Origin of the sequence: Streptomyces sp. BBFR102 (assembly GCF_051397025.1) — a bacterium.
Classification (GTDB): Bacteria; Actinomycetota; Actinomycetes; order Streptomycetales; family Streptomycetaceae; genus Streptomyces.
Genome location: NZ_CP195757.1, coordinates 5,642,132 through 5,663,288, shown reverse-complemented (window position 1 = coordinate 5,663,288; position 21,157 = coordinate 5,642,132). Strand labels below are relative to the sequence as shown.

29 protein-coding genes and 3 other RNA genes are annotated in these 21,157 nt (G+C 70.6%); 2 read left to right on the top strand and 30 right to left on the bottom strand.

What is annotated here, in order from left to right; genetic code table 11:
- Positions 1-196: 196 nt before the first annotated feature.
- Both ACSLIC_RS25150 and ACSLIC_RS25145 read right to left on the bottom strand, forming a co-directional pair.
- Positions 197-1,219, bottom strand: coding sequence for an NUDIX domain-containing protein (locus tag ACSLIC_RS25150; RefSeq protein WP_436739976.1), 1,023 nt, complete (start codon positions 1,217-1,219; stop codon positions 197-199).
- Between the two features lie 202 nt (positions 1,220-1,421).
- Entirely contained in the window at positions 1,422-2,393 is a 972-nt protein-coding gene (locus tag ACSLIC_RS25145; RefSeq protein WP_436739975.1) for an ROK family protein, read from the bottom strand.
- Between the two features lie 255 nt (positions 2,394-2,648).
- Here ACSLIC_RS25145 and ACSLIC_RS25140 point away from each other — a divergent pair, with 255 nt between their 5' ends.
- Positions 2,649-3,689, top strand: a complete 1,041-nt coding sequence (locus tag ACSLIC_RS25140) for a LacI family DNA-binding transcriptional regulator (RefSeq protein WP_436739974.1) — start codon at positions 2,649-2,651, stop codon at positions 3,687-3,689.
- A gap of 377 nt (positions 3,690-4,066) precedes the next feature.
- Here ACSLIC_RS25140 and ACSLIC_RS25135 read toward each other — a convergent pair whose 3' ends face one another.
- The 5 genes from ACSLIC_RS25135 to ACSLIC_RS25115 all read right to left on the bottom strand — a co-directional run bounded on the left by ACSLIC_RS25135 (position 4,067) and on the right by ACSLIC_RS25115 (position 8,622).
- Positions 4,067-5,368, bottom strand: a complete 1,302-nt coding sequence (locus tag ACSLIC_RS25135; protein WP_436739973.1) for a DUF6986 family protein — start codon at positions 5,366-5,368, stop codon at positions 4,067-4,069.
- 185 nt (positions 5,369-5,553) lie between these two features.
- The gene (locus ACSLIC_RS25130) at positions 5,554-6,516 is read right to left on the bottom strand and encodes an electron transfer flavoprotein subunit alpha/FixB family protein (RefSeq protein WP_436739972.1); all 963 of its coding nucleotides are present in this window, start codon (positions 6,514-6,516) and stop codon (positions 5,554-5,556) included.
- Between the two features lie 93 nt (positions 6,517-6,609).
- A complete protein-coding gene (locus ACSLIC_RS25125; RefSeq protein ID WP_436739971.1) occupies positions 6,610-7,395 on the bottom strand; it encodes an electron transfer flavoprotein subunit beta/FixA family protein in 786 nt (261 codons plus the stop codon).
- A gap of 192 nt (positions 7,396-7,587) precedes the next feature.
- A complete protein-coding gene (locus tag ACSLIC_RS25120) occupies positions 7,588-8,169 on the bottom strand; it encodes a flavin reductase family protein (protein ID WP_436739970.1) in 582 nt (193 codons plus the stop codon).
- A gap of 84 nt (positions 8,170-8,253) precedes the next feature.
- Positions 8,254-8,622: a thioredoxin family protein gene (locus tag ACSLIC_RS25115; RefSeq protein WP_436739969.1), complete on the bottom strand. Its 369-nt coding sequence runs from the start codon at positions 8,620-8,622 to the stop codon at positions 8,254-8,256.
- Between the two features lie 359 nt (positions 8,623-8,981).
- Here ACSLIC_RS25115 and ACSLIC_RS25110 point away from each other — a divergent pair, with 359 nt between their 5' ends.
- Complete coding sequence (locus tag ACSLIC_RS25110; protein ID WP_436739968.1) at positions 8,982-9,713, top strand: lysophospholipid acyltransferase family protein; 732 nt, start codon at positions 8,982-8,984, stop codon at positions 9,711-9,713.
- Between the two features lie 71 nt (positions 9,714-9,784).
- Here the strand turns inward: ACSLIC_RS25110 and ACSLIC_RS25105 are convergent, their stop codons facing one another.
- The 23 genes from ACSLIC_RS25105 to ACSLIC_RS24995 form a co-directional block, all read right to left on the bottom strand.
- Entirely contained in the window at positions 9,785-10,360 is a 576-nt protein-coding gene (locus ACSLIC_RS25105) for a hypothetical protein (RefSeq protein ID WP_436739967.1), read from the bottom strand.
- 83 nt (positions 10,361-10,443) lie between these two features.
- On the bottom strand, positions 10,444-11,514 hold the full coding sequence (locus ACSLIC_RS25100; RefSeq protein ID WP_436740476.1) for a threonine aldolase family protein: 1,071 nt from the start codon (positions 11,512-11,514) through the stop codon (positions 10,444-10,446).
- Entirely contained in the window at positions 11,511-12,278 is a 768-nt protein-coding gene (locus ACSLIC_RS25095; protein ID WP_436739966.1) for an SDR family NAD(P)-dependent oxidoreductase, read from the bottom strand. The genes ACSLIC_RS25100 and ACSLIC_RS25095 overlap by 4 nt, the downstream gene beginning before the upstream one ends.
- 5 nt (positions 12,279-12,283) lie before the next feature.
- Positions 12,284-14,311, bottom strand: coding sequence for a recombinase family protein (locus ACSLIC_RS25090; protein WP_436739965.1), 2,028 nt, complete (start codon positions 14,309-14,311; stop codon positions 12,284-12,286).
- Positions 14,312-14,513: 202 nt separating this feature from the next.
- The gene (locus ACSLIC_RS25085; RefSeq protein WP_436739964.1) at positions 14,514-14,789 is read right to left on the bottom strand and encodes a hypothetical protein; all 276 of its coding nucleotides are present in this window, start codon (positions 14,787-14,789) and stop codon (positions 14,514-14,516) included.
- Positions 14,786-15,007, bottom strand: a complete 222-nt coding sequence (locus ACSLIC_RS25080) for a hypothetical protein (protein WP_436740475.1) — start codon at positions 15,005-15,007, stop codon at positions 14,786-14,788. The genes ACSLIC_RS25085 and ACSLIC_RS25080 overlap by 4 nt, the downstream gene beginning before the upstream one ends.
- A 17-nt stretch (positions 15,008-15,024) precedes the next feature.
- Positions 15,025-15,522 (bottom strand): hypothetical protein, encoded by a 498-nt coding sequence (locus tag ACSLIC_RS25075; protein ID WP_436739963.1) that lies wholly within the window; start codon positions 15,520-15,522, stop codon positions 15,025-15,027.
- Positions 15,519-15,755 (bottom strand): hypothetical protein, encoded by a 237-nt coding sequence (locus tag ACSLIC_RS25070; RefSeq protein ID WP_436739962.1) that lies wholly within the window; start codon positions 15,753-15,755, stop codon positions 15,519-15,521. Before ACSLIC_RS25070 ends, ACSLIC_RS25075 begins: the two co-directional genes overlap by 4 nt.
- An 8-nt stretch (positions 15,756-15,763) precedes the next feature.
- Positions 15,764-15,827: hammerhead ribozyme type II (locus ACSLIC_RS25065), an RNA gene on the bottom strand.
- A gap of 16 nt (positions 15,828-15,843) precedes the next feature.
- Entirely contained in the window at positions 15,844-16,245 is a 402-nt protein-coding gene (locus ACSLIC_RS25060; RefSeq protein WP_436739961.1) for a hypothetical protein, read from the bottom strand.
- 33 nt (positions 16,246-16,278) lie between these two features.
- Positions 16,279-16,866, bottom strand: a complete 588-nt coding sequence (locus ACSLIC_RS25055) for a hypothetical protein (protein ID WP_436739960.1) — start codon at positions 16,864-16,866, stop codon at positions 16,279-16,281.
- A complete protein-coding gene (locus ACSLIC_RS25050) occupies positions 16,859-17,170 on the bottom strand; it encodes a hypothetical protein (protein WP_436739959.1) in 312 nt (103 codons plus the stop codon). Before ACSLIC_RS25050 ends, ACSLIC_RS25055 begins: the two co-directional genes overlap by 8 nt.
- On the bottom strand, positions 17,163-17,462 hold the full coding sequence (locus tag ACSLIC_RS25045; protein ID WP_436739958.1) for a hypothetical protein: 300 nt from the start codon (positions 17,460-17,462) through the stop codon (positions 17,163-17,165). The genes ACSLIC_RS25050 and ACSLIC_RS25045 overlap by 8 nt, the downstream gene beginning before the upstream one ends.
- Positions 17,462-17,794 carry a hypothetical protein gene (locus ACSLIC_RS25040; protein ID WP_436739957.1) on the bottom strand — a complete coding sequence of 111 codons (333 nt, stop codon included), beginning with the start codon at positions 17,792-17,794 and terminating at the stop codon, positions 17,462-17,464. The genes ACSLIC_RS25045 and ACSLIC_RS25040 overlap by 1 nt, the downstream gene beginning before the upstream one ends.
- A 17-nt stretch (positions 17,795-17,811) precedes the next feature.
- Positions 17,812-17,874: hammerhead ribozyme type II (locus ACSLIC_RS25035), an RNA gene on the bottom strand.
- A 5-nt stretch (positions 17,875-17,879) separates the two neighbouring features.
- Positions 17,880-18,611: a DUF2786 domain-containing protein gene (locus tag ACSLIC_RS25030; protein ID WP_436739956.1), complete on the bottom strand. Its 732-nt coding sequence runs from the start codon at positions 18,609-18,611 to the stop codon at positions 17,880-17,882.
- Between the two features lie 92 nt (positions 18,612-18,703).
- Complete coding sequence (locus ACSLIC_RS25025) at positions 18,704-19,120, bottom strand: hypothetical protein (RefSeq protein WP_436739955.1); 417 nt, start codon at positions 19,118-19,120, stop codon at positions 18,704-18,706.
- Between the two features lie 270 nt (positions 19,121-19,390).
- The gene (locus tag ACSLIC_RS25020) at positions 19,391-19,603 is read right to left on the bottom strand and encodes a DUF7417 domain-containing protein (RefSeq protein WP_436739954.1); all 213 of its coding nucleotides are present in this window, start codon (positions 19,601-19,603) and stop codon (positions 19,391-19,393) included.
- A 27-nt stretch (positions 19,604-19,630) separates the two neighbouring features.
- Positions 19,631-19,691, bottom strand: an RNA gene (locus ACSLIC_RS25015) — hammerhead ribozyme type II.
- A gap of 6 nt (positions 19,692-19,697) precedes the next feature.
- Complete coding sequence (locus ACSLIC_RS25010; RefSeq protein ID WP_436739953.1) at positions 19,698-19,880, bottom strand: hypothetical protein; 183 nt, start codon at positions 19,878-19,880, stop codon at positions 19,698-19,700.
- Between the two features lies 1 nt (position 19,881).
- Positions 19,882-20,406: a hypothetical protein gene (locus ACSLIC_RS25005; protein ID WP_436739952.1), complete on the bottom strand. Its 525-nt coding sequence runs from the start codon at positions 20,404-20,406 to the stop codon at positions 19,882-19,884.
- Between the two features lie 118 nt (positions 20,407-20,524).
- Positions 20,525-20,944 carry a hypothetical protein gene (locus ACSLIC_RS25000; protein ID WP_436739951.1) on the bottom strand — a complete coding sequence of 140 codons (420 nt, stop codon included), beginning with the start codon at positions 20,942-20,944 and terminating at the stop codon, positions 20,525-20,527.
- A 22-nt stretch (positions 20,945-20,966) separates the two neighbouring features.
- Positions 20,967-21,110, bottom strand: a complete 144-nt coding sequence (locus ACSLIC_RS24995; RefSeq protein WP_436739950.1) for a hypothetical protein — start codon at positions 21,108-21,110, stop codon at positions 20,967-20,969.
- Between the last annotated feature and the right edge of the window lie 47 nt (positions 21,111-21,157).

Below are 21,157 nucleotides of genomic sequence, written 5' to 3'. Positions count from 1 at the left end.
AAGCGCCGTCCGGGGGCGGACCGATGGCCGTGGGGCGGGTGGGACGCGGGGCCGGGACGTCCCGCTCCTCGACGGCATCGCGGTGCCGGGCGCCCCTACCGGCGTGGCTTACCGGCACGCCTGCACGAGGCCAGAGCCGTAACCGCCTCCGGAGCACCGGAGGGCACCCCGCGGCACCACCTACGGCAGCCCGCCCTCACCGCAACGGCACCCCGCGCTCCAGATACAGCGGCCCCCCGCTTCCCCGCGCCGCCACCGCCCACCGCAGCCGCTCGAACCGCACCGGCGGCAGCAACCCCTCGGCCTCGTCCAGGCTGGCGAACCGGCACGCCCGCAGCTCCGGCCCCGGCAGGAGCATCCCGACGACGTCGCGGCTGCCCAGCCGCCCCCCGTCGAAGAGCAGCCGCAGCCCGCCGAACCCGGGGGGCATCGGCGGTTCCCAGTCCATGACCAGCAGGCGCAGTTCTCCCTGGTCCAGGCTGAGCCCTGTCTCCTCGGCGACCTCGCGCACCCCTGCGGCGGCGGGCGCCTCCCCCCGCTCGACTATCCCGCCGGGGAACTCCCAGCCGGGTTTGTACGTCGGATCGACCAGCAGCACCCGGTCCCGTTCGTCGAAGAGCAGGACCCCGGAGGCGACGGTCTCGGCCGTCGGATCGGGTGTCTGGACGATGTCGCAGGCCCGTGCGCCGCCGTCGTGGAGCAGGTCGGCGATGCGCCGTGCGCTCTGCGCGGGCGACAGGCCCCGGGTGTCGAGGACGTGGGCGTCCGCCGCGAGCCAAGCGGCGAGTACGGCTCCGTACGCGGCGGGGTCGTGAGGGTGGCGGGAAGCGGTCCGGGTTCCGGTCGGCGTCTTGGCGGCCCGCGCCCGCAGGATCGTTTCCCCAGGGTCGACGAGCACATGGCTCACCGCGATACGGCGTGCGGCGAGGGCCCCGAACATCTCGTCCCGGTACTCCTGGCGCAGCAGACTGCCGGGGACGATGACGTCGCCGCCGGTCTCCGCGAACAGCGCGGCTGCGGTGTCGACGACGAGTCGGCGCCACATCGGGAGTTCCTGGAGATCCGCCACCTCGGCCAGCCGTTTCGGCGGCAGCAGCCGGACGAGTTGCTCCTCGACCGTCTCCGGGTCGAAGAGCACGCTCCGCGGGAGCAGCTCCGTCAGTTCCTTCGCCACGGCGGTCTGGTCCGCCCCGAGCGCACCGTTGATCCAGATGATCACGGTTCCCCCTCATCCGTAGACGCCAGTGGCTTGCCCGTCCCACAGTGCCACGGAAACCCACCGTATTCAGAGAGGGCCGCCCGCCGCTGAATGCGCCGGTCGTGCGCCCCTCCGAGCGACCGTGCGCCGGGACTGCGCGCCTGGCGGACCCACCCAGCTCCGCCCTCGCGAACGCCCCGCACACGTGAGGGCGTACGCCCCGTCAGGCGGCTTGTCGGCGGCTCCCCGCCGACCCTCCCCAGCCGTCCTCCCGGAGGACCGCGGCTGCCGCGCCGATGAGTCCGGCGTCCGCCCCGGTCCGCGCGGGGACCACTGTCAGACCGCGCACGAAAGCCAGCGTGGCGTACTGGTCGAGCGCCCGGCGCAACGGAGCGAAGAGCACCTCTCCGGCGGCCGCCACCCCTCCCCCGACGACCGCGATACGCACCTCGGTCAGCGTGGCGGTGGCCGCTATCCCGGCGGCGAGCGCCCGGCCCGCCCGGGCGAAGGAGGCCCGGGCCAGCGGATCGCCCGCGTGGGCCGCGGCGGCCACCGCGGCGGCCGAGGTGTCGCCGTCGGGCCCGGGACGCCACCCTTCCGCGAGGGCGCGGGCGGCGATGTGGGGGCCGCTGGCGATGCGCTCGACGCAGCCCCGGCCGCCGCACGGGCAGAGGTCGCCGTCGACGTCGACGCTGATGTGGCCGATGTGGCCCGCGTTGCCGGTGGGGCCCGTGTAGAGGCGGCCGCCGAGGACCAGTCCGCCGCCGACGCCGGTGGAGACGACCATGCAGAGCGCATTGTCGTAGCCACGCGCCGCGCCCTGCCAGTGCTCGGCGGCCGCGACGGCGACACCGTCGCCGATCAGCCGCACCGGACGCGCCCCCACCACCTCCCGGACCCGCTCGACCAGCGGGAAGTCGCGCCAGCCCGGGATGTTGACCGGGCTGACCGTACCGGCTGAGGCGTCGACCGGCCCCGCGCTGCCGATCCCGAGTGCGCCGACCCGCTCCCACTCGGGCCGGGCGGCGAGTTTCCCGAGCACCGCGTGGACGGCGGCCACCACCCGCTCGCCGTCCTGGTCCGCCGGGGTCGGCCGCTGTGCCCGTCGGACGACGCACCCCTCCCGGTCGACGAGGGCGGCGGCGATCTTGGTGCCGCCGACGTCGAGCGCGGCGGTCAGGTCGGTACGGGTCACGGTCGGAGCTCCTGGGGAGGCGCCAGTCGCGGGTGCCCCTGAGTACGTCTCTTGGTGCTGATCCATTGTCCCCCCGATTCTGACAACGTTGTCCACACTCTATGCTCGATGCCACGGCCCCGACAGGCCGGGCCAGACCGGCCGTTCGCGCGGCCGGGCCGGGCGTGCGCTCCGCGTCAGGCGGGGCCGGCAGCCGGGCGGCTGGCCACGCCAGGCACCGGACCCGCGTCCGGCCCGAGGACAGGACAGCGCACCGTGGCCCACACCGTCCGCCGCCCCGCACCGCGTTACGGCAACCGCCCGACCATGAAGGACGTGGCCGCCCGGGCGGGGGTGGGGCTGAAGACCGTCTCCCGGGTGGTCAACAGCGAGCCCGGGGTGACGGTGGAGACCGAGCGGCGGGTCCGCGAGGCGATCGACGCGCTCGGCTTCCGGCGCAACGACGGCGCCCGGGTACTGCGCAAGGGACGCACCGCCAGCGTCGGCCTGATCCTGGAGGACCTGGCCGACCCCTTCTACGGGCCGCTCAGCCGGGCCGTGGAGGAGGTCGCCCGCGCCCACGGCGCCCTGCTCATCAACGGCTCCAGCGCCGAGGACCCCGAGCGCGAGCGGGAGCTGGCCCTCGCCCTGTGCGCCCGCCGGGTGGACGGCCTGGTGGTCATCCCGGCGGGCGAGGACCACCGCTACCTGGAGCCGGAGATCGCCGCCGGAGTGGCCACCGTCTTCGTCGACCGCCCGGCCGGGGGCATCGAGGCCGACGCGGTCCTCTCCGACAACGCGGGCGGAGCCCGCGAGGGCGTCGCTCATCTGCTGGCCCACGGCCACCGCAGGATCGGCTTCGTCGGCGACCTGCCCCACATCCACACCGCCGCCGAGCGTCTGCGCGGGTACCAGCAGGCAATGGCTCAGGCGGGGGTTCCGGTCGACGAACGCTGGGTGTCGATGGGGCCGACCGGCGCCGAGCGGGTGGCGGCCGAGGCCGCGCGCATGCTCGCGGGCCCAGAGCCGGTCACCGCCCTGTTCGCGGGGAACAACCGGGTGACCGTCACGGCGCTGCGGGTGCTGGCCGACCGGGAGGAGCCCGTCGCGCTGGTCGGCTTCGACGACGTCGAGCTGGGCGATCTGCTGCGCCCCGGGGTGACGGTCGTGGCCCAGGACGCCGCCCTGATCGGCCGCACCGCCGCCGGCCTGCTCTTCGGCCGCCTGGAGGGCGAACCGGCGCGCCCCCGCCGGGTGGAGCTGCCGACCCGGCTGATCGTGCGGGGCTCGGGGGAACTTCCGCCCGCCGGTCGGTAGACCCGCGCTACGCCCCCGTGTTCCCGACCGGGCGTGCGCGCACAGAGGTCGGCGCGGCCGTCGCGGCGGGCGTACTCCTCGATCATGCGGTGAGGCGGAGCACAGGGAGAAGACCTCGCGCCGCCGGTAGGTGGTGTCGTCAGCGAGGCCGCGCGCCGGGCGCGCACGCCTCGTCGGCGCGGGCTCCGGTGGCGTCGAGGTAGGCGTGGACGCCGTGGGACCTTCTGGGCGGCGTGCCGTGGCCCGTTCGCGCTTGCCCACCGCGTGGAACCAGCGCCGCTCGGCCTCGGCGGCGAACGGCACGGGTACGCGCGGGGCAGCCCGGGAGGCGAGCGGGTTCCGCCGGACGGCGGTGGGCCGTGGCGCCCGGCGGCCCGTCAGGCTCCGCGCTCGCGGCCGAGTTCGGCGCGGCGCGGGCGGGCGTACGTCTCCAGGTCGGCGCGGGTGAGGCCGCTGAGGCGGGCGACCTCGCCGTCGTCGAGGGCGCCGCACTCCAGGCCGCGCAGGAGGTGAGCGGCGAGGGCCTTGGCGGTGGCGGGCTCGTCCATGACGTCACCGCCGGTGCGGCTGGCGTAGGCGGCGAGGCGGGCCGCGGCCTGCTCGAAGCTCTCGCGGTAGAAGGCGAAGACGGCGGCGTAGCGCGTGGGGATGTGGGCCGGGTGCATGTCCCAGCCCTGGTAGTAGGCGCGGGCCAGTGCGCGGCGGACCAGGCCGTAGTGCAGGCGCCAGGCGTCGTGGACCTTGGGGGTGGGGCCGACGGGCAGGACGTTGGTGGAGCCGTCGCTGACCCGGACTCCGGTACCCGCGGCGGCGACCTGCATGACGGCCTTGGCGTGGTCGGCGGCCGGGTGGTCGCCGGCCTGGTGGGCGGCGGCGACGCCGAGGCAGGCGCTGTAGTCGAAGGTGCCGTAGTGCAGACCGGTGGCACGGCCCTCGGCGGCGTCGATCATGCGGGCGACGGTGGCGGTGCCGTCGGGGCCGAGGATGGACTGGCTGGTCTCGATCTGGATCTCGAAGCCGAGCCGCCCGGCGTCCAGCCCGTGGGTCCTCTCGAACGCCTCCAACAGGCGGGCCATGGCGGTGGCCTGAGCGGCGTAGGTGACCTTGGGGAGGGTGAGGACCAGGCCTCCGGGGAGCGGCCCGGAGGCGAGCAGCGCGGTGAGGAAGAGGTCCAGGGTGCGGATGCCGCGGTCACGGACGGCGGCCTCCATGCACTTCATCCGGATGCCCGTGTACGGGGCGGCGGCGCCGTCGGCGCAGGCCGCCGCGACGGTACGCGCGGCGCGGACGGCGGCCTCGTCCTCCTCGGCGTCCGGGCGGGGGCCGTAGCCGTCCTCGAAGTCGATGCGCAGGTCCTCGACGGGCTCGCGGGTGAGCTTGGCGCGGACGCGGTCGTACACCGGCTGGGCCAGGTCGTCGGCGAGGCCGAGGACGGCGGCGAAGGAAGCGGCGTCGGGGGCGTGCGTGTCGAGGGCGTCGAGAGCCTCGTCGCCCCAGTCGCGCAGGGTGGTGGGGCCGAAGGCATCGGCGGGGACGTAGACGGTGTGGACGGGCTGGCGGGTGCCGGGGTCGCCCGGGTAGCGGCGCTCCAGCTCCGCGTCGACCGGGGCCAGCAGGGCTCCGACCTCCTCGGTGACGCCGCTGCCGAAACTGGTGGCCGCCTGCTCGCGTCGCCCCATGCCCACACTCTCCTCATTTCCGATTACCGGAATCAAAGATCCGCGCGCTGCGAAGTTAGCCGGGTGGCCTGCCCCGGTCAACACCGGCCCGGCGACGACGGGCACCCCGCGGCGGGCACGCCGGAGCCCCCGGCACCGGCCGGGTGGGCCGGGGGCGGGGGCTCAGGGCGTACTGCGCGGGGTCGTCAGCCCTTGCGGGCCTTGACCTCCTCGGTGAGCTGCGGGACGACCTCGAAGAGGTCGCCGACCACGCCGTAGTCGACCAGCTCGAAGATCGGGGCCTCTTCGTCCTTGTTGACGGCCACGATGGTCTTCGAGGTCTGCATGCCGGCGCGGTGCTGGATCGCACCGGAGATGCCGTTGGCGATGTAGAGCTGCGGCGAGACCGACTTACCGGTCTGGCCGACCTGGCTGGTGTGCGGGTACCAGCCGGCGTCGACTGCGGCACGCGAGGCGCCGACAGCCGCGCCGAGCGAGTCGGCGAGGGCCTCGATGACCGCGAAGTTCTCCGCGCCGTTGACGCCACGGCCGCCGGAGACGACGATCGCGGCCTCGGTCAGCTCGGGTCGGCCGGTCGACTCACGCGGGGTGCGCGAGACGACCTTGGTGCCTGTGGCCTTCTCCGAGAAGGAGACGGTCAGCGCCTCGACCGCACCGGCGGCCGGAGCGGCCTCGACGGGGGCCGAGTTGGGCTTCACGGTGATGACCGGGGTGCCCTTGGAGACGCGGGACTTGGTGGTGAACGCGGCCGCGAAGACGGACTGCGTGGCCACCGGGCCCTCGTCGCCGGCCTCCAGGTCGATGGCGTCGGTGATGATGCCGGAGCCGATACGCAGCGCCAGACGGGCCGCGATCTCCTTGGCCTCGGCCGAGGAGGGCAGCAGCACCGCGGCCGGGGAGACGGCCTCGTAGGCGGCCTGGAGCGCGTCCACCTTGGGGACGACCAGGTAGTCGGCGAACTCGGGGGCGTCGGCGGTCAGGACCTTGACCGCACCGTGCTCGGCGAGCGCGGAGGCGGTGTCGGCGGCACCGGCACCCAGCGCGACGGCGACGGGCTCGCCGATCCGGCGGGCCAGCGTCAGCAGCTCCAGGGTGGGCTTGCGGACGGCACCGTCCACGTGGTCGACGTAGACGAGAACTTCAGCCATGGGACTTCAATCTCCTGCTTGCGAAGGGTGAGAGGGCGGTGGGGTGGCCGGTCCCGGCGCTGTCGCGCACGCTGCGGCCGGTGAGGCTGCGCCTCAGACGAACTTCCGCTCCGCCAGGAAGGCCGCGAGCTGCTTGCCGCCCTCGCCCTCGTCCTTGACGATCGTGCCGGCCGTGCGGGCGGGGCGCTCCGTCGCGGACTCGACCTTGGTCCAGGCGTTCTCCAGGCCGACCTCGTCGGCCTCGATGTCGAGGTCCTCCAGGTCCAGGGACTCCACCGGCTTCTTCTTGGCCGCCATGATGCCCTTGAAGGACGGGTAGCGGGCCTCGCCGGACTGGTCGGTGACCGAGACGACCGCCGGGAGGGATGCCTCCAGCTGCTCGGTGGCGGTGTCGCCGTCGCGGCGGCCCTTGACGGTTCCGTCCTCGACCGAGACCTCGGACAGGAGGGTGACCTGCGGGACGCCCAGGCGCTCGGCCAGGACCGCCGGGAGGACACCCATGACGCCGTCGGTGGAGGCCATGCCGCAGATGACCAGGTCGTAGCCGGTCTTCTCGATCGCCTTGGCCAGCACCAGCGAGGTGCCCATGACGTCGGTGCCGTGCAGGTCGTCGTCCTCGACGTGGACGGCCTTGTCGGCACCCATGGACAGCGCCTTGCGCAGCGCGTCCTTCGCGTCGTCGGGGCCGACGGTCAGCACGGTGATCTCCGCGTCGTCCGCCTCGTCCGCGATCTGGAGCGCCTGCTCGACCGCGTACTCGTCCAGCTCCGACAGCAGACCGTCGACATCGTCACGGTCCAGGGTCAGGTCATCGGCGAAGTGCCGGTCGCCGGTGGCGTCGGGCACGTACTTCACACAGACAACGATCCTCAAGCTCACGCCGGCTCTCCTACTGCATCGTCTTTTCTTGGCTGCGTACTGGAACGCAGCATAGGCGCCTGAAGAGGCGAATCCCGATGGGGGCGAGACCGCGCTCCGACCGAAATATTACTCGTCAGTACACCCAGCTCCTGCCCGGTAAGCAAGCGCTTTGCACTGTGATCTGGCCTACCCCGGCCGACCCGGAACGATTCAGTCCCGCAGGGCGTTGTAGCGCCCGTCGTGATGGACCAGCGGACGGCCGGGTCCGGCCGGATCGCCGGCCACCACCTCGGCCACCACGACCCGATGGTCCCCCGCCGGGACCCGCGCCACCACCCGGCACACCAGCCACACCGGTACCGATTCGAGCAGGGGCACCCCTTCGGGCCCCTCCCGCCACCGGGTCGGCGGCGCGAACCGGTCGGCTCCGCTCCGGGCGAACCTGTCGGCCAGCTCGCGCTGGCCCTCGCCGAGCAGGTGGACGCCGACGTGCTCCGCCTCGGCGATCACCGCCCAGCTGCCGGAGGCGGTGCCGACGCCGAAGGAGACCAGGGGCGGTTGCGCCGAGACCGAGGTCAGCGAGGTGGCGGTGAATCCGGCGAGCCGGCTCCCGCGCGCGGTGATCACCGCGACACCGGCCGGGTGGCGCCGGAACGCGGCACGCAGCAGCTCCGGCGAACCGTCGAGCGGGGCGCGGACGTCCGCGCCTCCTTCCGTACCGCCGTACGCGCTCCCGAGGTTCGACACGGAGGGCGAGGGGAGTCTGAGGGCGGTGCGGTGTTCGGCGGGCATGACGTCACCCTGACGAGAGGTGGGGCGGGACGTCAAGTGGGGCCGCGCGCGCCACTCTGCTCCATGCCGGGTCATCCGCCGAGGTCACAGGGCCCGGACGAGCCCTGCCAGCACGTCGGCCTTGCGTGGCGCACCGGTGGCGCGCAGGGCGACCCGGCCCCGGCTGTCGAGGATCAGCACAGTGGGTGTCCGTTCGACGCCGACGGCGCGGACCAGGTCGAGGTGGGCCTCGGCGTCGATCTCCACATGGCGGACCCCCGGGACCAGGGCGGCGACGTCGTCGAGTACGCGCCGGGTCGCGCGGCAGGGCTGGCAGAAGGCCGTGGAGAACTGGACCAGGGTCGCCCGCTCCCCCAACTCGGCCCCGAGCAGCCGGGCGTCCAGCAGCGCGAGCGGCGCGCCGCCGGCGCCCCCGCCCGCATCGGCTGTTCCGCTCTCCGGCCTTTCCGCCATGACCGCCCCACCCTTCGCCGGACCCGCCGCAGCGGTCGTACCCGTCGCACTCATCACCTCCATCCTGCCCGCCCGGTTCCCCGTCCGCGTCGACGGCCCCCGCCCCCTTCCTCCGAGGCGCCCGCCCGTCGCCCCCGAACCGCCGGCGAGCGCTCCCGACTCCCCGCACGAGGCGCACGAATTTCACGGTCCGAGCAGGGAAGAACCAGGTCAGACGTGACGAAGCTCTCGCGGCGTACCGGAACCGGGGCTGGTCTCCGGCTCGTTCTTGGGGCACGATCTGCGAAAAGCCGAAAACCTACGGCTCCGTAACTTCCGCCGGGAGAGCCCTCCCCGGGCACAGAAGGGTCCCCACTTACATGGCAGAACTCGTCTATCGACCGGTCATCGGTGCCGCGCAAACGATGTTCAAGGCACTTGACCTGAAGATCGAGTGCCGGGGCTCCGAGCACATCCCGCGCGTCGGCGGTGCGGTGCTGGTCAGCAACCACATCAGCTACATGGACTTCATCTTCAACGGCCTGGCGGCGCTGCCGCAGAAGCGGCTGGTGCGGTTCATGGCGAAGGACTCGGTCTTCCGCCACAAGATCTCCGGTCCGCTGATGCGCGGCATGAAGCACATCCCGGTCGACCGCAAGAAGGGTGAGGCGGCCTACGCGCACGCGCTCAACTCCCTGCGTTCCGGCGAGATCATCGGGGTCTTCCCCGAGGCCACCATCTCCCAGTCGTTCACACTGAAGTCCTTCAAGACCGGAGCGGCCCGCCTGGCCCAGGAGGCCGGGGTCCCGCTGATCCCGATGGCGCTGTGGGGCACCCAGCGGATATGGACCAAGGGCCACCCGCGCAACTTCCGGCGCAGCCACATCCCGGTCACCATCCGCGTGGGCGAGCCGCTGGAGGCGCCGGCCGACCAGTACGCCGGGGCGATCACCCGCCGCCTGCGGGAGCGGATGCAGGAGCTGCTGGAGGCGGCGCAGCGGGCCTACCCGGTGCGCCCCAAGGGTCCGGACGACACCTGGTGGATGCCGGCCCATCTGGGCGGCACGGCGCCGACCCCGGAGGCGGTACGCGAGGCCGAGCGGAAGGACTGACGTCGCGTCGGCCTCCTCGCCGGACGGGCGCCTCCTGGCACGGGGGCGCCCGTCCGGCGTTCCGCCGCCGGTCAGCGAGGGCCGGCCGGGAGCAGCCCGCTCAGCTCCACCCGGTCCCGAGCGGCCCGCAGGGCGGCGCGCGCACCCGAGGGTGGCGGTGGTGTGGACGCCAGGCAGGTCTGCCTCGCCGAGTCCGGGGCGCACCGGCCACGCCAGGCGTTCGGCGGTGAGGGAGCAGCGGGGGGCGCGGCCGGGTTCGCCCCCGCCCGGGTCCTGCCGGTGCCAGCCGTCGCCGCCGGGCGGGGCGACGGCGACCAGCCCGTGGACGACCATCGCTGTTCCTCGTCGCTCCGGCGCAGCCGCTGGCAGCAAAGACCGGCCGGGGCGGCTCCGGCGCGCAGCAGGGCCCAGAGGGTGTGTGCCTTGGCGTGGCAGATGCCGGTGACGCGGGGGATCACCGGCGTCGTCGGAGTGTCGACCCGGTCGCGTACGTACGTGAAGGCGGCTTGCGCATACTCATGCGCGGGCAACCGGTCGGCACCCAGGGTCTGAGCCAGGCGGCGGACGGTGGGACTCCGGTGGTCGACGACCTCGTCGGAAGCCGGACAGGCGGGCGAGTTCCAGGTCTGCGCGATGCTGGACGACATGACGGGGACGTAGCCCGCGGCCACCCGCAGGCAATGCCTTGACGGGTGGCCGCATGCCTATGAGACCTAGCGGTGTGCCGGGGTCAGCGGCCCATCTCCTCGCGGAGGGCGGCGGCGAAGGCGTCGACGTCCTTCTCCTGGGTGTCGAAGGAGCACATCCAGCGGACCTCGCCCGCCGGTTCGTCCCAGAAGTAGAACCGGAAGCGCTTCTGGAGGCGTTCGCCGACGTCGTGCGGGAGCCGGGCGAAGACGGCGTTGGCCTGCACCGGGTGGACGATCTCCACACCGTCGACGGTCTCCACGGCCTCGGCGAGGCGGCGGGCCATGGCGTTGGCGTGCCGGGCGTTGCGCAGCCAGAGGTCCTTGGCGAGCATCGCCTCCAGCTGCACCGAGACGAACCGCATCTTCGAGGCGAGCTGCATCGACAGCTTTCGCAGGTGCTTCATGTGGCGGGCGGTGTCCGGGTCGAGGACGATCACCGCCTCGCCGAAGAGCATGCCGTTCTTGGTCCCGCCGTACGAGAGCACGTCGACGCCGGCCGCGTTGGCGAAGGCGCGCATGGGGACGTCGAGGGAGGCCGCGGCATTGGCTATCCGGGCACCGTCGAGGTGGACCTTCATGCCGCGCTCGTGGGCGTGGTCGCAGATCGCGCGGATCTCGGCGGGCGTGTAGACCGTGCCCAGTTCGGTGTTCTGGGCGATCGAGACGACCTGCGGCATGGCCCGGTGCTCGTCGTCCCAGCCGTACGCCTCGCGGTCGATCAGCTCGGGGGTGAGCTTGCCGTGCGGGGTGGGGACGGTGAGCAGCTTCAGCCCGCCGACCCGCTCGGGCGCCCCGCACTCGTCGACGTTGATGTGGGCGCTCTCGGCGCAGATCACCGCACCCCAGCGGTCGGTCAGCGCCTGGAGGGCGACCACGTTGGCGCCGGTGCCGTTGAAGACGGGGAACGCCTGCGCCGAGCCGCCGAAGTGGCTGCGGACGATCTGCTGGAGGTGCTCGGTGTAGTCGTCCTCTCCGTAGGCCACCTGGTGCCCGCCGTTGGCCAGGGCGAGGGCCGCCATGACCTCGGGGTGGGCCCCGGCGTAGTTGTCGCTGGCGAATCCGCGGACCTGCGGATCGTGGCGGCGCCTCGCGTCGGTGCGGGGCGGGTTCACGGCTTCTCGGTCAGCCACAGACGGTTTCCGTTCACTTCCCTGGTCGGGCGTCCCCACGTCTCGGTGATGGCCTGGGCCAGCTCGGTGACGTCGGTGAAGCCCGCGAACTTCGCGTTGGGGCGCTCGGCGCGCATCGCGTCGTGGACCAACGCCTTGACCACCAGGATCGCAGCCGCCGCGCGCGGGCCGTCGTCACCCCCGGCCTTGCGGAAGGCGTCGCCGAGGGCGAGCGTCCACGCCTCGGCGGCTGCCTTGGCGGCGGCGTACGCGGCGTTGCCCGCGGTCGGCTTGCTGGCGCCGGCGGCGCTGATCAGCAGGTAGCGGCCGCGGTCGCTGCGCTCCAGGGCGGGGCGGAAGGCCAGCGAGGTGTTCTGGACGGTGCGGATGAGGAGCTTCTCCAGCAGGTCCCAGTCCTGGAGCGCGCTGTCGGTGAGGTCCGCGCCGCCGCGCCAGCCGCCGACCAGGTGGACGAGGCCGTCGATCCGGCCGAAGTCCTTCTGGACCCGGGCGGCCCAGTCCTGGGTGGCGTGCAGGTCGAGGAGGTCGATGGTCTCGCCGATGACGGTGGCGCCGCCGTGGGCGTAGCGGGCGGCGTCCACTGCCTCGGCGAGGCGCTCGACGTCGGCGTCGGCGCCGATCACGGTGGCGCCGGCCTCGGCCAGGCGCAGCAGGGTGGCCCGGCCGGCCGGACCGGCCGCGCCGGCGACCGCGACGACGGCCCCTTCGAGGGACTGCGGGGTCGTGCTGTGCTGTGTGTCGTTCATGGCCGTCACCTTCCCGCCGGGGCGGAGGCGTCCGCACCGGTCTCACTGGCGGACCCGGCCGTTGCCGGGCCCTGGGCAGTGATCCCCTTCGTGGAAGCAGTACGCCGACCCGCTTCAGGTTTCACTGTCGCGTCCTCGGTATTCAAGACATCCTCCACCTGGTCGTCAAACGCCCCGTAAATCTTCATGGGAGGCAGAGTGTAGCCATCCGGCGCCTGCACCCCGTCGTACGGCCCCATCGCCTCCAAGGCGGCGGCGTACGCGCCCTCCGTAAACCAGCGGCGACCGACGCGGTAGAGGAAACCCCAGCCCTTGCCGCCCACCCGCTCATCGTGGTCGTAGTCGTGCCACCCCTTCTTCTCCCGCAGCTTCTCCAGCAGCATCTCGAAGCACGGCCGATCTTCACGCTTCGGCTTGCGCCCTCCCGCCAGGATGCTCTCAATGCGGGCCCACTGCTCGTCGGAGACGGCGAGCGGGATCTTGGCCCCGCTCTCGCGATGCCACTCCAGCATCGGGTCCTTGGTCCCGCCCTTCTGGCCGGATGCGGAGGGGCCGACGATGTCGACGCGGATACGCAGGAGCTCAAGCACCCCCTTCTTGTCCGCCTTCGTCAGCTCCTTCATGTTGACACCGACGCGGTCGATGATCGAGCGGAGGTCATCAGCCCGCTCCTCCTTGTGCTCGGCCTCCTCCAGCCACTCAGCAATGCGCTCCTGCTCCTCCCGCAGCTCCTTCTCCTTCTTCGCGATCTCCTCCTTCAGCTCTTCCAGGAGCGCCTGGTCCTCCTCGTCGTCCGCATCGAGGGAGGCGACCAGGGCCGCGATCTTCTTACGCCGGGCGTTACGCAGGCGGAGGAGCTTCTCGTCGATCTCCTTCATCCGGGCCCGGTAGGAGTCAGCCCGCTCGGGGATGCTTCCCAGCCACTCATCGATGAGCCCCTTGATCGCCTCGGGGTCGGTGAGGAGCTTCTCAACCTCACCCCAGACGATCGCCTCTGTCTCGACGCCATCGATCTGCTTGCAGGTGTGCCCCTCGGCCGCCGTGGCGTGATTGGAGCACCGGTAGATGTGGTCGTTGCGCTCCGGCCGATTGGCGCCGTACCGGGAGGAGCCGCAGAGGCTGAACAGGTGACCCGAAAGCAGGTGGCTGGAGTAGTTGGTCCGGGGATTGCCCTTCATGCCCTCCAGGGCCCCTTCCAGGGCCTTGCGGCGCTCCTCGTCCTCAAAGAGAGGCGGCAGCTCGACGCGGTAGGTGGTGGTGATCTCCTCGCCGTCCTCGTTCATGCCCGAGAAGCTGAAGTCGACATACCCGCGCACGGCCAGGCGGAGGCGGAGGATGAGGTTGTTGCCTTCCCAGAACTTGCCGGTCCGGGTGCGGAAGCTGGCCTCGTTCAGAGCGGCGGCGGCCTCACCCCGCGCCATCTTCTGGTCGATGAGAAGCTCGGCAGCCTTGAAGATCACCTTCTGCTCATCGGGGTTGACGACGGGTTCGCCCTCATCGTCAAGCATGTAGCCGTACGGCGGGGTGCCCGACGCCCAGCCTCCTCCGGCGATCTTCTGTATGCGCCCGCCCATCGTCCGCTCCAGAATCAGGGCGTGCTCAACCTCGGCCATGTACGCCAGGAGGGAGAGCTGAATGCCGAACATCTGATCGTCGGAGTCAATGCGGCCGTCGCCGGTGGCGACCCGCACGCCGAAGTCGGTGACGTCGTAGACCCAGCGATGGATGTTCTTCATCGTGCGGCCGATGCGGTCGAGCTTCGCGAAGACGACGACGTCGATCAGCCCAAGCTCGATGTCGGCGGTGAGGCGGTCGAGGTCGTCTCGGTGTGCAAGTTTGCCTGACACTCCCCCGTCGCAGTAGACATCCACGATGGCGTGAGGCGTGCCCTTGAGCTGGTAGTCAATCCAGGCTCGGCAGCGCTCCTCCTGCACGTCAAGGCCGTAGCCGTCGAGTTGCTTGGCCGTGGACACGCGCAGGTAGATGGCCACCCGCAGTTTCTTGGTCTTGCGCGGCAGCGTCTTGGTACGCATGATCCCTCCTCTTGTTTCACTTACACAGAAACGCGCAAAGCCCCCCAAGTCGCATGACCCGGGGGGCGCAGGCGCCATGTGGACGTGTAGCTACATCACTTCTTCTTGGCCGGCGGCCCGAGCAGGATGCGAGCCAGTCGCTCTCGCTCAGCGGGCGTCCACTTCGCACGCCTCCACTCGACGCCGACGACGGGACTCTGACTCACTGGCGGCACCCCCCTTCGAAGCTGTCTTCCACCTCTCGGAGTTGACGTTCATGGATGATCTCGACGCCGGTCGCCCAGGCCAGGTCTTCCAGCTCGGCGAGCATCCGCCAGGCGGCAGCCGACCTGCCGAGGCCGACGCGGTAGATGACCGAGGGCCTTCGCCCCTTCAGGAGGTGGAGCAGGCGGAAGGGGATGACGTTCTCGGGCTTGACCTCCGGGAACATGCGCTTCTGGTGGTAGCCGTAGACCACCGCGATCGGCTCATGCGTCACTTGCACATCAGGCCCTCGTAGGAGGAGCGCGACTGGGCGGTCAGGTGCCAGCCGCCCTCGCCGCACTGGTACGTCCTGTGCTCGATACGCAGGCCGCGCCTCGACTGCCCCGCTCGGCGGGTCCGCTTGGCCTGCGCCCTCCCGAGCGCCTTCTCCGCGTTCTGGCGGGTCATGAAGTCTCGCTTCTGCCCGCAGGTGCAGGGCTGCCAGTCGTTCATGTTCACTTGCTTACTCCTCAGAGCTCGTTGATGGCCTTGGCCGTGCCGCGCTTGGCGGCCGGCTTCCTCTTGGCCTTGGTCGGGTCGTCCTTGACGAACTTCGTGCACCCGCACGAGTCCAGTTGGCACTTGCCTCGACTCGCACCGTCGAGCGCGTGCATCCAGGGGGCGTGGCCACACGCCTCGTCCCAGCAGTAACCGGGCCACGAGGTCTTGCCGTCGTGGTTGGCGAGCATCGCCCCGGAGGACGTCAGTGGCACCAGCCGACCGGTCCCCCCGAAGGCCATCCTCCTGGCGAAGGCTTCCGCCTCGGCGGACGAGCCGAAGGGGCCGAAGTTGAGGCCCTTACTGCCGTCCGCCCAGGTGTGGACCATCGCGAAGAGGTCCCGCATCTGTACGACCTCGGCGACCTCCTTGATCACCGCCTTCGCGAGCTGCTCGGGGGTGTCGAAGGTGGGGTCTTCGAGGATGTCGACGACCCTCTTGATCTCGTGAGCCCTCGGCGTCAGCCTCACGCGTCGCCCCGCTTCCGGACCTCGTTCGCCAACAGCGGGAAGGGGTAGTCGTACGTTCCGTTACGGAAGCAGACCCGTATGTAGATCTCGCCCACATCCTTCGTGAAGCTCCGGATCTCCCCCAGCTCCCCCTTGCTGGCGACCGCGCCGCTCCAGTCATCGGTGATCATCTCGACCGTGTCACCCACGGCCAGACCCAGCTCCTCGCCGAGCTCCTCGCCTACGTCACGCATCGCGCGATTCCTCTCTGCCTCATCAGGCCACCGGCGAGACCCGGTGACGACCCCCTTCCAGGGGTTTCGGCTGGTCACACTTGCACCACTACTCAGCGAACTTGAGCTGGCACGCGTCGACGTATTGGCGGAGGCCCCCCGCCTCGACGGGGACGTCACCATCCTCGTCCTCCTCACCGACGACCTCGGCCGTCACCTCGCCGTCGAAGAGGACGAAACCGCCGCTCGCGGTGGTGGCGTCCGCCGGCACGAGGACCGCGCTCCCGATCGTCAGCTCGGGGCCGGCGAGCCGCTCCAGCTCGGCGATCAGACTGCCGAGGTCGGAGCGGGCATCGTGCGACGCGTCGATGTAGGCCCGGTTGTGCTCGCTGATCTTGCCCGGCGCAACCCGGCCGTCCTCACCGAGGAAGCGGTCGAGGTGGCGGATGCGGTAGCTCTCCGCGTCGCAAAACTTCTTGGCCAGCGCTCGGATGTCGCGCTTGATACTCACTACTGAATTCCCCTCTCGATGACGATGCTCAACTTACACTCCTTGCGACAGTTGCACAAGGTCAGCCACGCCATACAGCTTCAGGTGCAGATCCCGCACCGAGCCGTCGTTGATCAGCGTGTGGTCGAAGGCCCACCCGTCGAGGGCGACCTCGCTCTCGTGGACCCGCCCCATCTTGTCCTTCGCCGGGCCCACGCCGGGCCTTCTCACCCGGATCAGTACGCCCCCACGGTCGGCGATGGCCTGCGCCTCGCTGGGGAAGCGACAGTCCGTGACCACCAGGGCGGGGGTGTCAGTGTGCTGCGCGAGGAACGCGTCGACCCACACGTTGGGGCCGAGCAGCTTTCGGCCGGCTTCCGTCCCCGTACGCTGAAGCAGGGCCCGCACTTCAGGGTAGTGGTCCTTCGCGTACTCCCACCCGACGTCCTTGATCAGGGCGCTCAAGCGCAGGAGGCCGGAGCCGTACGGGCCAGGGATCACGGGGTCGACGGCGAGGAGGAACTCGCGGAGCTTGTCGGCGAAGGCTGCCTGCTTCCAGCCGTACTGCACCAGGGCCTCGGCCGCCGAATTCTTCCCGGACCGCGAGTAGCCGGACAGGCCGACGATCAGTTGGTCACTCATCCTCGTCGTCCTCCTCGTACTCGGGGTCGAAGTCGATGGTGACGCGGGCCACCCGGCCTCGCACGATCTCCGCGTACACCGGGTAGGAACCGTCCCCGTACATGGTCGGGACGCTCAGGCCGACGCCCGAACCGGCCGGCTCGACGACGTCGTAGTTCTTCTGGTCCCAGGGGAGCTTGCCGCACCACTCGGACCAGGTCTTGATGTGGTGGCTCGCGTCTCCGGTGATGGTGTAGCAGGGGTCCCCCACGAACACCGTGCCGGAGTCCACATCCACCATGCCGAGCTTTACGCGTTCACTCACTGTCGGGCTCCTTGCGGTAGTTGGGCGCGATCATGTCCGCACCCTTGTTGATGCAGACCGAGATCGAGGCGCCGATCGGACCGGCCGCCGCCGAGATCTTCTTGGCCCACGCCCGCAGCTTCTCCTCGGACTCACGATTCGCTGCGCGCACCAGGTCTTCGAGCTCCTCCCGTGCGTCCTCGTACTCCTGGCCGTACAGCCCGCCCAGGATCGCGGCCATCTGTATCTCCACGGTCGGCGCCCAGCGCGGGCCGTCCTTGGTGTACTCCCAGCCGTCTCGCTCTCGCGCCATCAGGCGGGCACCCCCTCGAAGTAGAAGCTGTCGTTGACGTCGTACGCACGGACCAGCTCGCCGGACAGGCCGGCGAACTCTCGGTCGCGGGTAATCGCGGTGCGCTGCACTCGGGCAATGCCCTCGACGAAGTCGATGCCCAGCCGGGTGATCGACCAGCGCTGCTCTTCCTCGCGCTTCGCCAGGCCGAACCAGGCCAGCCTCGCGAACACCGTGTACTCCTTGTTGTCCAGGCCGAGCTCGCCCCGCTTCAGGGCCTGTCCTCCCGCCGCGTACAGCTTGCCGAGACCGGCGACCTCGGACTTGCCCAGGTTGTAGCGCTTCTCGCCCACTGTGGTGCTCCTCTGCTTGTGGTCTGGCTCATCAGGGCGTGGGCTACCACTCCACGCCGACCCCCGAAGGGGTTTCGCCTTGTCGTCATCGAGCGAGGGCCGCACGCGATCCGCCGACCCGCTTGCTGCCGAGGTCCGCACGCGCTCCGGCCTTCACGCCGTCGCGCCACCCGGTGCCGGTCAGGCGACGCTTGGGGGCGGTCTTCACCTTGGGGTGCTTGCTCTTGAAGTACGCCTCGACGGCCTGCTCGCGCTTGACGAGCACCAGCTCGGCCCCGGTCGACCCGGACCGCTCGGCCTCCTGGGCTGCCGACTCCTCGGCCAGTTGCAGGCGCTGACGCACTGCGCTGGCGAACCCGGCGAGCCAGCTCTTGCGGTAGCTCGTGGTCGACTGCCCGTACTGCGGGCGTATGTGCTTCATGCCGTTCGTGGCCTGGAGCTGGAGCGTGGCGAAGAGGACTTCGATGCGGGCGAGCGTCGAGGCGTGGGCGTAGACGCGCACCCGGCGGTAGCGCTTCCCGGTGTCCCAGTCCGTCAGCCCCCAAAAGACGTTCTGCGCGCCGAGCGCGTGGCTGATCGCGAAGAGGAGGTTCGACCGGTCGGCGACGTACTTGCCCTCGATCTTGAACTCCCGCATGTCGAGCTCGTCGGTGCTCGGCTCGGCGTCGGCGAGCATGGCCTGCTCGATGCCGTACTTGGCCATGAGGGCGGCGGCCTTGGCGAAGTACGCCTGCGCCTCCTTCGGGTGGGCGGCAGGGTCCTCAGCCTTCGCGAGGAGCGCGCGGATCATGGCGGCCTTGGGGTTCTGCTCGGTCATGGGTTCACCTCTTGGGGTTTCGGCTTGACTCATCAGCGGGGCGGGAGCCACCCGTCCCCGGACCCCCGAAGGGGTTTCGTCACACTTGCACGTCAGCTCGTGGTCTTGTAGCCGTCGAAGCAGTAGACGTACGAGGTGTTGCCGACCTTCGCCCAGCACAGGCGGTGCCCGAAGACCTCACCCCAGAACACGTGCTTGAGCGCCTTGTTCTTGCGCTCCCACGCCTTCCGCTTGACCGGGTCGTTGAGCTTGGGGTTCAGGTACGTCACCGCCCCGGCGCGGTCGACCCAGTACGAGTGGCCCTTGCCGTTGCCTCGCTTGCCCGCGTCCCAGAAGCAGTTGCGGGAGTTGGAGTCATCGTCTCGGCACGGCTTGCCGGGGAGGCTGGGCGTCGACACGTGTGCCACCGGCTGCGGGTTGACGGCCGGCGAGGCTGAGGCCGGGGAGCTCCACACCTGGAGTCCCAGCAGGACGGTGACCAGAGAGGCGACGATCAGGGGCTTCTTCACTGGAGGTTCCTCGCTTCGGGGGGAGAGAAAGGGCGCCGGTACGCGGCGGGGGTGGTGTCCACTTCGGGGGGAGCTTGTACTGAAACGCGGTCAGCTCGGGCACCTCGTCCGGCTCGGCGACGGCGTTCTGGACAGCGGTCCGGTAGACCAGGGCGAACAGGGCGACCGACTGCTTGACGATCTCGCTGTAGCTCAGGCCGGTCGGGGCCAGGTCGGTGAGGTTGCGGGCCAGCTCCTGATCGACTCGCGCGCTCAACTGCCGAGGCAGGGTCACAGCCAATCCACCTCCAGCACGAGCGGGGTGATGTCACCCTCCTTGTCGATCAGCCCCCTGTCGATCAGGGTCTGGGCGGTGTGGCCGTAGCTGCCCTGGAGGGTCCAGGCCATGCCCGACCTGATCAGCGTGGCGAACAGGTCGAGGCTGTCGTCACTGCTCAGGAGCCCGGCCTCGTAGTCCATGAGGTCGATCACGATGTCCTTCATCCGTCCCATGTGGGTGCCCGCTTTCGTCGGTGGTTGGCTCATCAGGGCCGGAGATCCACTCCGGCCGACCCCCGAAGGGGTTTCGCCTTGTCTCCTACTCCTCGCGGACGCTCACGCTGTAGAAGCGCTCGTCGCCCATCGGGTCCTTCGTCACGACCTTGATCTCCACGGGCTCGCCGGGGGTCGGGGGAATCAGCTCGGCCGAGACGATCGAGGCCGGCCGGGCGAGGCCGGAGAGGAAGGCGTAGAGCTGGTACCGGACTTCGAGAGCGTTCACGTCACTTCCCCATTTCGTCGAGGCGGGCCTGCCACTCGTCGGCCTGGGCGTCCCGGCCTCGGGCCTCCCGGCGCAGGGACTCGGCCTTGCTCTGGTGGTGCGAGACCTTGTACTGGAAGAGCTGGGCGATGCTCTCGCGCTCGAAGTCGGGGTACTGCTTCGCGAACTCGGCCAGGGCCTCCTCGACGTAGACCCGGAGGACGTCCCAGGTCTTCGCTCGGAAGTCGACCTTCTTGCCCTGCGGGGCGCTGCGGAACGAGCCTCGGTAGCTGGACTCGAAGTGCCAGGTCTTGCGCGTGCGGTTGTAGGTCAGGTACTCCTCGATCGCGTACTTCCGGCCGCGCACCTTGACGTGATCCAGGGTGAGGTCATCCCCGAACTTGGGGTCGGTGGAGAGCTGGACTCGCGGGATCAGGTCTTCACCCGGGCCACCCTCGGTGGTGTAGGTCTTGCGCTCGGCCGCCAGGATGCGGACGTAGTACTTACCGGTCTCGGTCTCGACCTCGTGCGTCGTGTACTCGATCATCTCTGTCACACCTTCACAGTGGTTGGCTCATCAGGAGAGGAGATCCACTCCCCCCGAGCCCCCAGAGGGGCTTTCGCCTTGATGTGGCGACAGTATCACGTCTGCGCAGGTTGCACGTTCAGCCGTAGCGGATCTCTCCGAGCGCCGCGAGCTGGATGATGGCGTCCGCCGTACCGGCGTCGATGTGCGCGGTGTCGATGCCGCTCTTGTCGTCCCGGTCGATCCAGGACTGGAGGATGTACCCGTGGTACTCGCGGTTCACGAACTGCTGGTCAAGGTCGAGCAGCCTGGCGTACGCCACCCGGATCTGGCCCTTGCTCAGGTGGTGGACCGCCTCGACCTCGCGCGCCCCCCCGAAGAAGGGGTCGTAGCAACCTTCGACGATGGTGTACGTCTTCGCCTTGGGCAGGCTGGCGAACTCCGCGTCGGTCGGCTCGATGGCCCAGTAGGTGATACCCCCCTCGGACCCGATGTCCATGATGTCCTGGACGTTCTGGTCAGTGATGGCTGCGAGGATTCTCTCGGTGACCACTGTCATGCCCCTTGAGTCGGTGTGGTTGTCAGGCGTTGATGGAGATGCGGACGGCGGGCTCGTTGCTCTCGTACTTCTGCTGGCGGATCTCGCGGCGAGCCAGGGTCGTGGCCCTGTCCTTGCGCTTCGAGTCGCGGATCTGACCGTCGTGGATGCGGAACTTCGGGGTCACTGCGGTTCTCCATTCGGTTCGGCAGGCTCGTCAGGAGCGGGATGCCA

What these genes read in the sequence shown, in the direction of transcription:
- ACSLIC_RS25135 (WP_436739973.1), bottom strand. Translation starts at nt 5,368, where the DNA reads ATGGGGCGACGCGAGCAGGCGGCCACCAGTTTCGGCAGCGGCGTCACC.
- ACSLIC_RS25130 (WP_436739972.1), bottom strand. Translation starts at nt 6,516, where the DNA reads ATGGCTGAAGTTCTCGTCTACGTCGACCACGTGGACGGTGCCGTCCGC.
- ACSLIC_RS25120 (WP_436739970.1), bottom strand. Translation starts at nt 8,169, where the DNA reads ATGCCCGCCGAACACCGCACCGCCCTCAGACTCCCCTCGCCCTCCGTG.
- ACSLIC_RS25115 (WP_436739969.1), bottom strand. Translation starts at nt 8,622, where the DNA reads ATGGCGGAAAGGCCGGAGAGCGGAACAGCCGATGCGGGCGGGGGCGCC.
- ACSLIC_RS25110 (WP_436739968.1), top strand. Translation starts at nt 8,982, where the DNA reads ATGGCAGAACTCGTCTATCGACCGGTCATCGGTGCCGCGCAAACGATG.
- ACSLIC_RS25105 (WP_436739967.1), bottom strand. Translation starts at nt 10,360, where the DNA reads ATGTCGTCCAGCATCGCGCAGACCTGGAACTCGCCCGCCTGTCCGGCT.
- ACSLIC_RS25095 (WP_436739966.1), bottom strand. Translation starts at nt 12,278, where the DNA reads ATGAACGACACACAGCACAGCACGACCCCGCAGTCCCTCGAAGGGGCC.
- ACSLIC_RS25090 (WP_436739965.1), bottom strand. Translation starts at nt 14,311, where the DNA reads ATGCGTACCAAGACGCTGCCGCGCAAGACCAAGAAACTGCGGGTGGCC.
- ACSLIC_RS25080 (WP_436740475.1), bottom strand. Translation starts at nt 15,007, where the DNA reads ATGAACGACTGGCAGCCCTGCACCTGCGGGCAGAAGCGAGACTTCATG.
- ACSLIC_RS25070 (WP_436739962.1), bottom strand. Translation starts at nt 15,755, where the DNA reads ATGCGTGACGTAGGCGAGGAGCTCGGCGAGGAGCTGGGTCTGGCCGTG.
- ACSLIC_RS25055 (WP_436739960.1), bottom strand. Translation starts at nt 16,866, where the DNA reads ATGAGTGACCAACTGATCGTCGGCCTGTCCGGCTACTCGCGGTCCGGG.
- ACSLIC_RS25045 (WP_436739958.1), bottom strand. Translation starts at nt 17,462, where the DNA reads ATGGCGCGAGAGCGAGACGGCTGGGAGTACACCAAGGACGGCCCGCGC.
- ACSLIC_RS25030 (WP_436739956.1), bottom strand. Translation starts at nt 18,611, where the DNA reads ATGACCGAGCAGAACCCCAAGGCCGCCATGATCCGCGCGCTCCTCGCG.
- ACSLIC_RS25020 (WP_436739954.1), bottom strand. Translation starts at nt 19,603, where the DNA reads ATGAAGGACATCGTGATCGACCTCATGGACTACGAGGCCGGGCTCCTG.
- ACSLIC_RS25005 (WP_436739952.1), bottom strand. Translation starts at nt 20,406, where the DNA reads ATGATCGAGTACACGACGCACGAGGTCGAGACCGAGACCGGTAAGTAC.
- ACSLIC_RS25000 (WP_436739951.1), bottom strand. Translation starts at nt 20,944, where the DNA reads ATGACAGTGGTCACCGAGAGAATCCTCGCAGCCATCACTGACCAGAAC.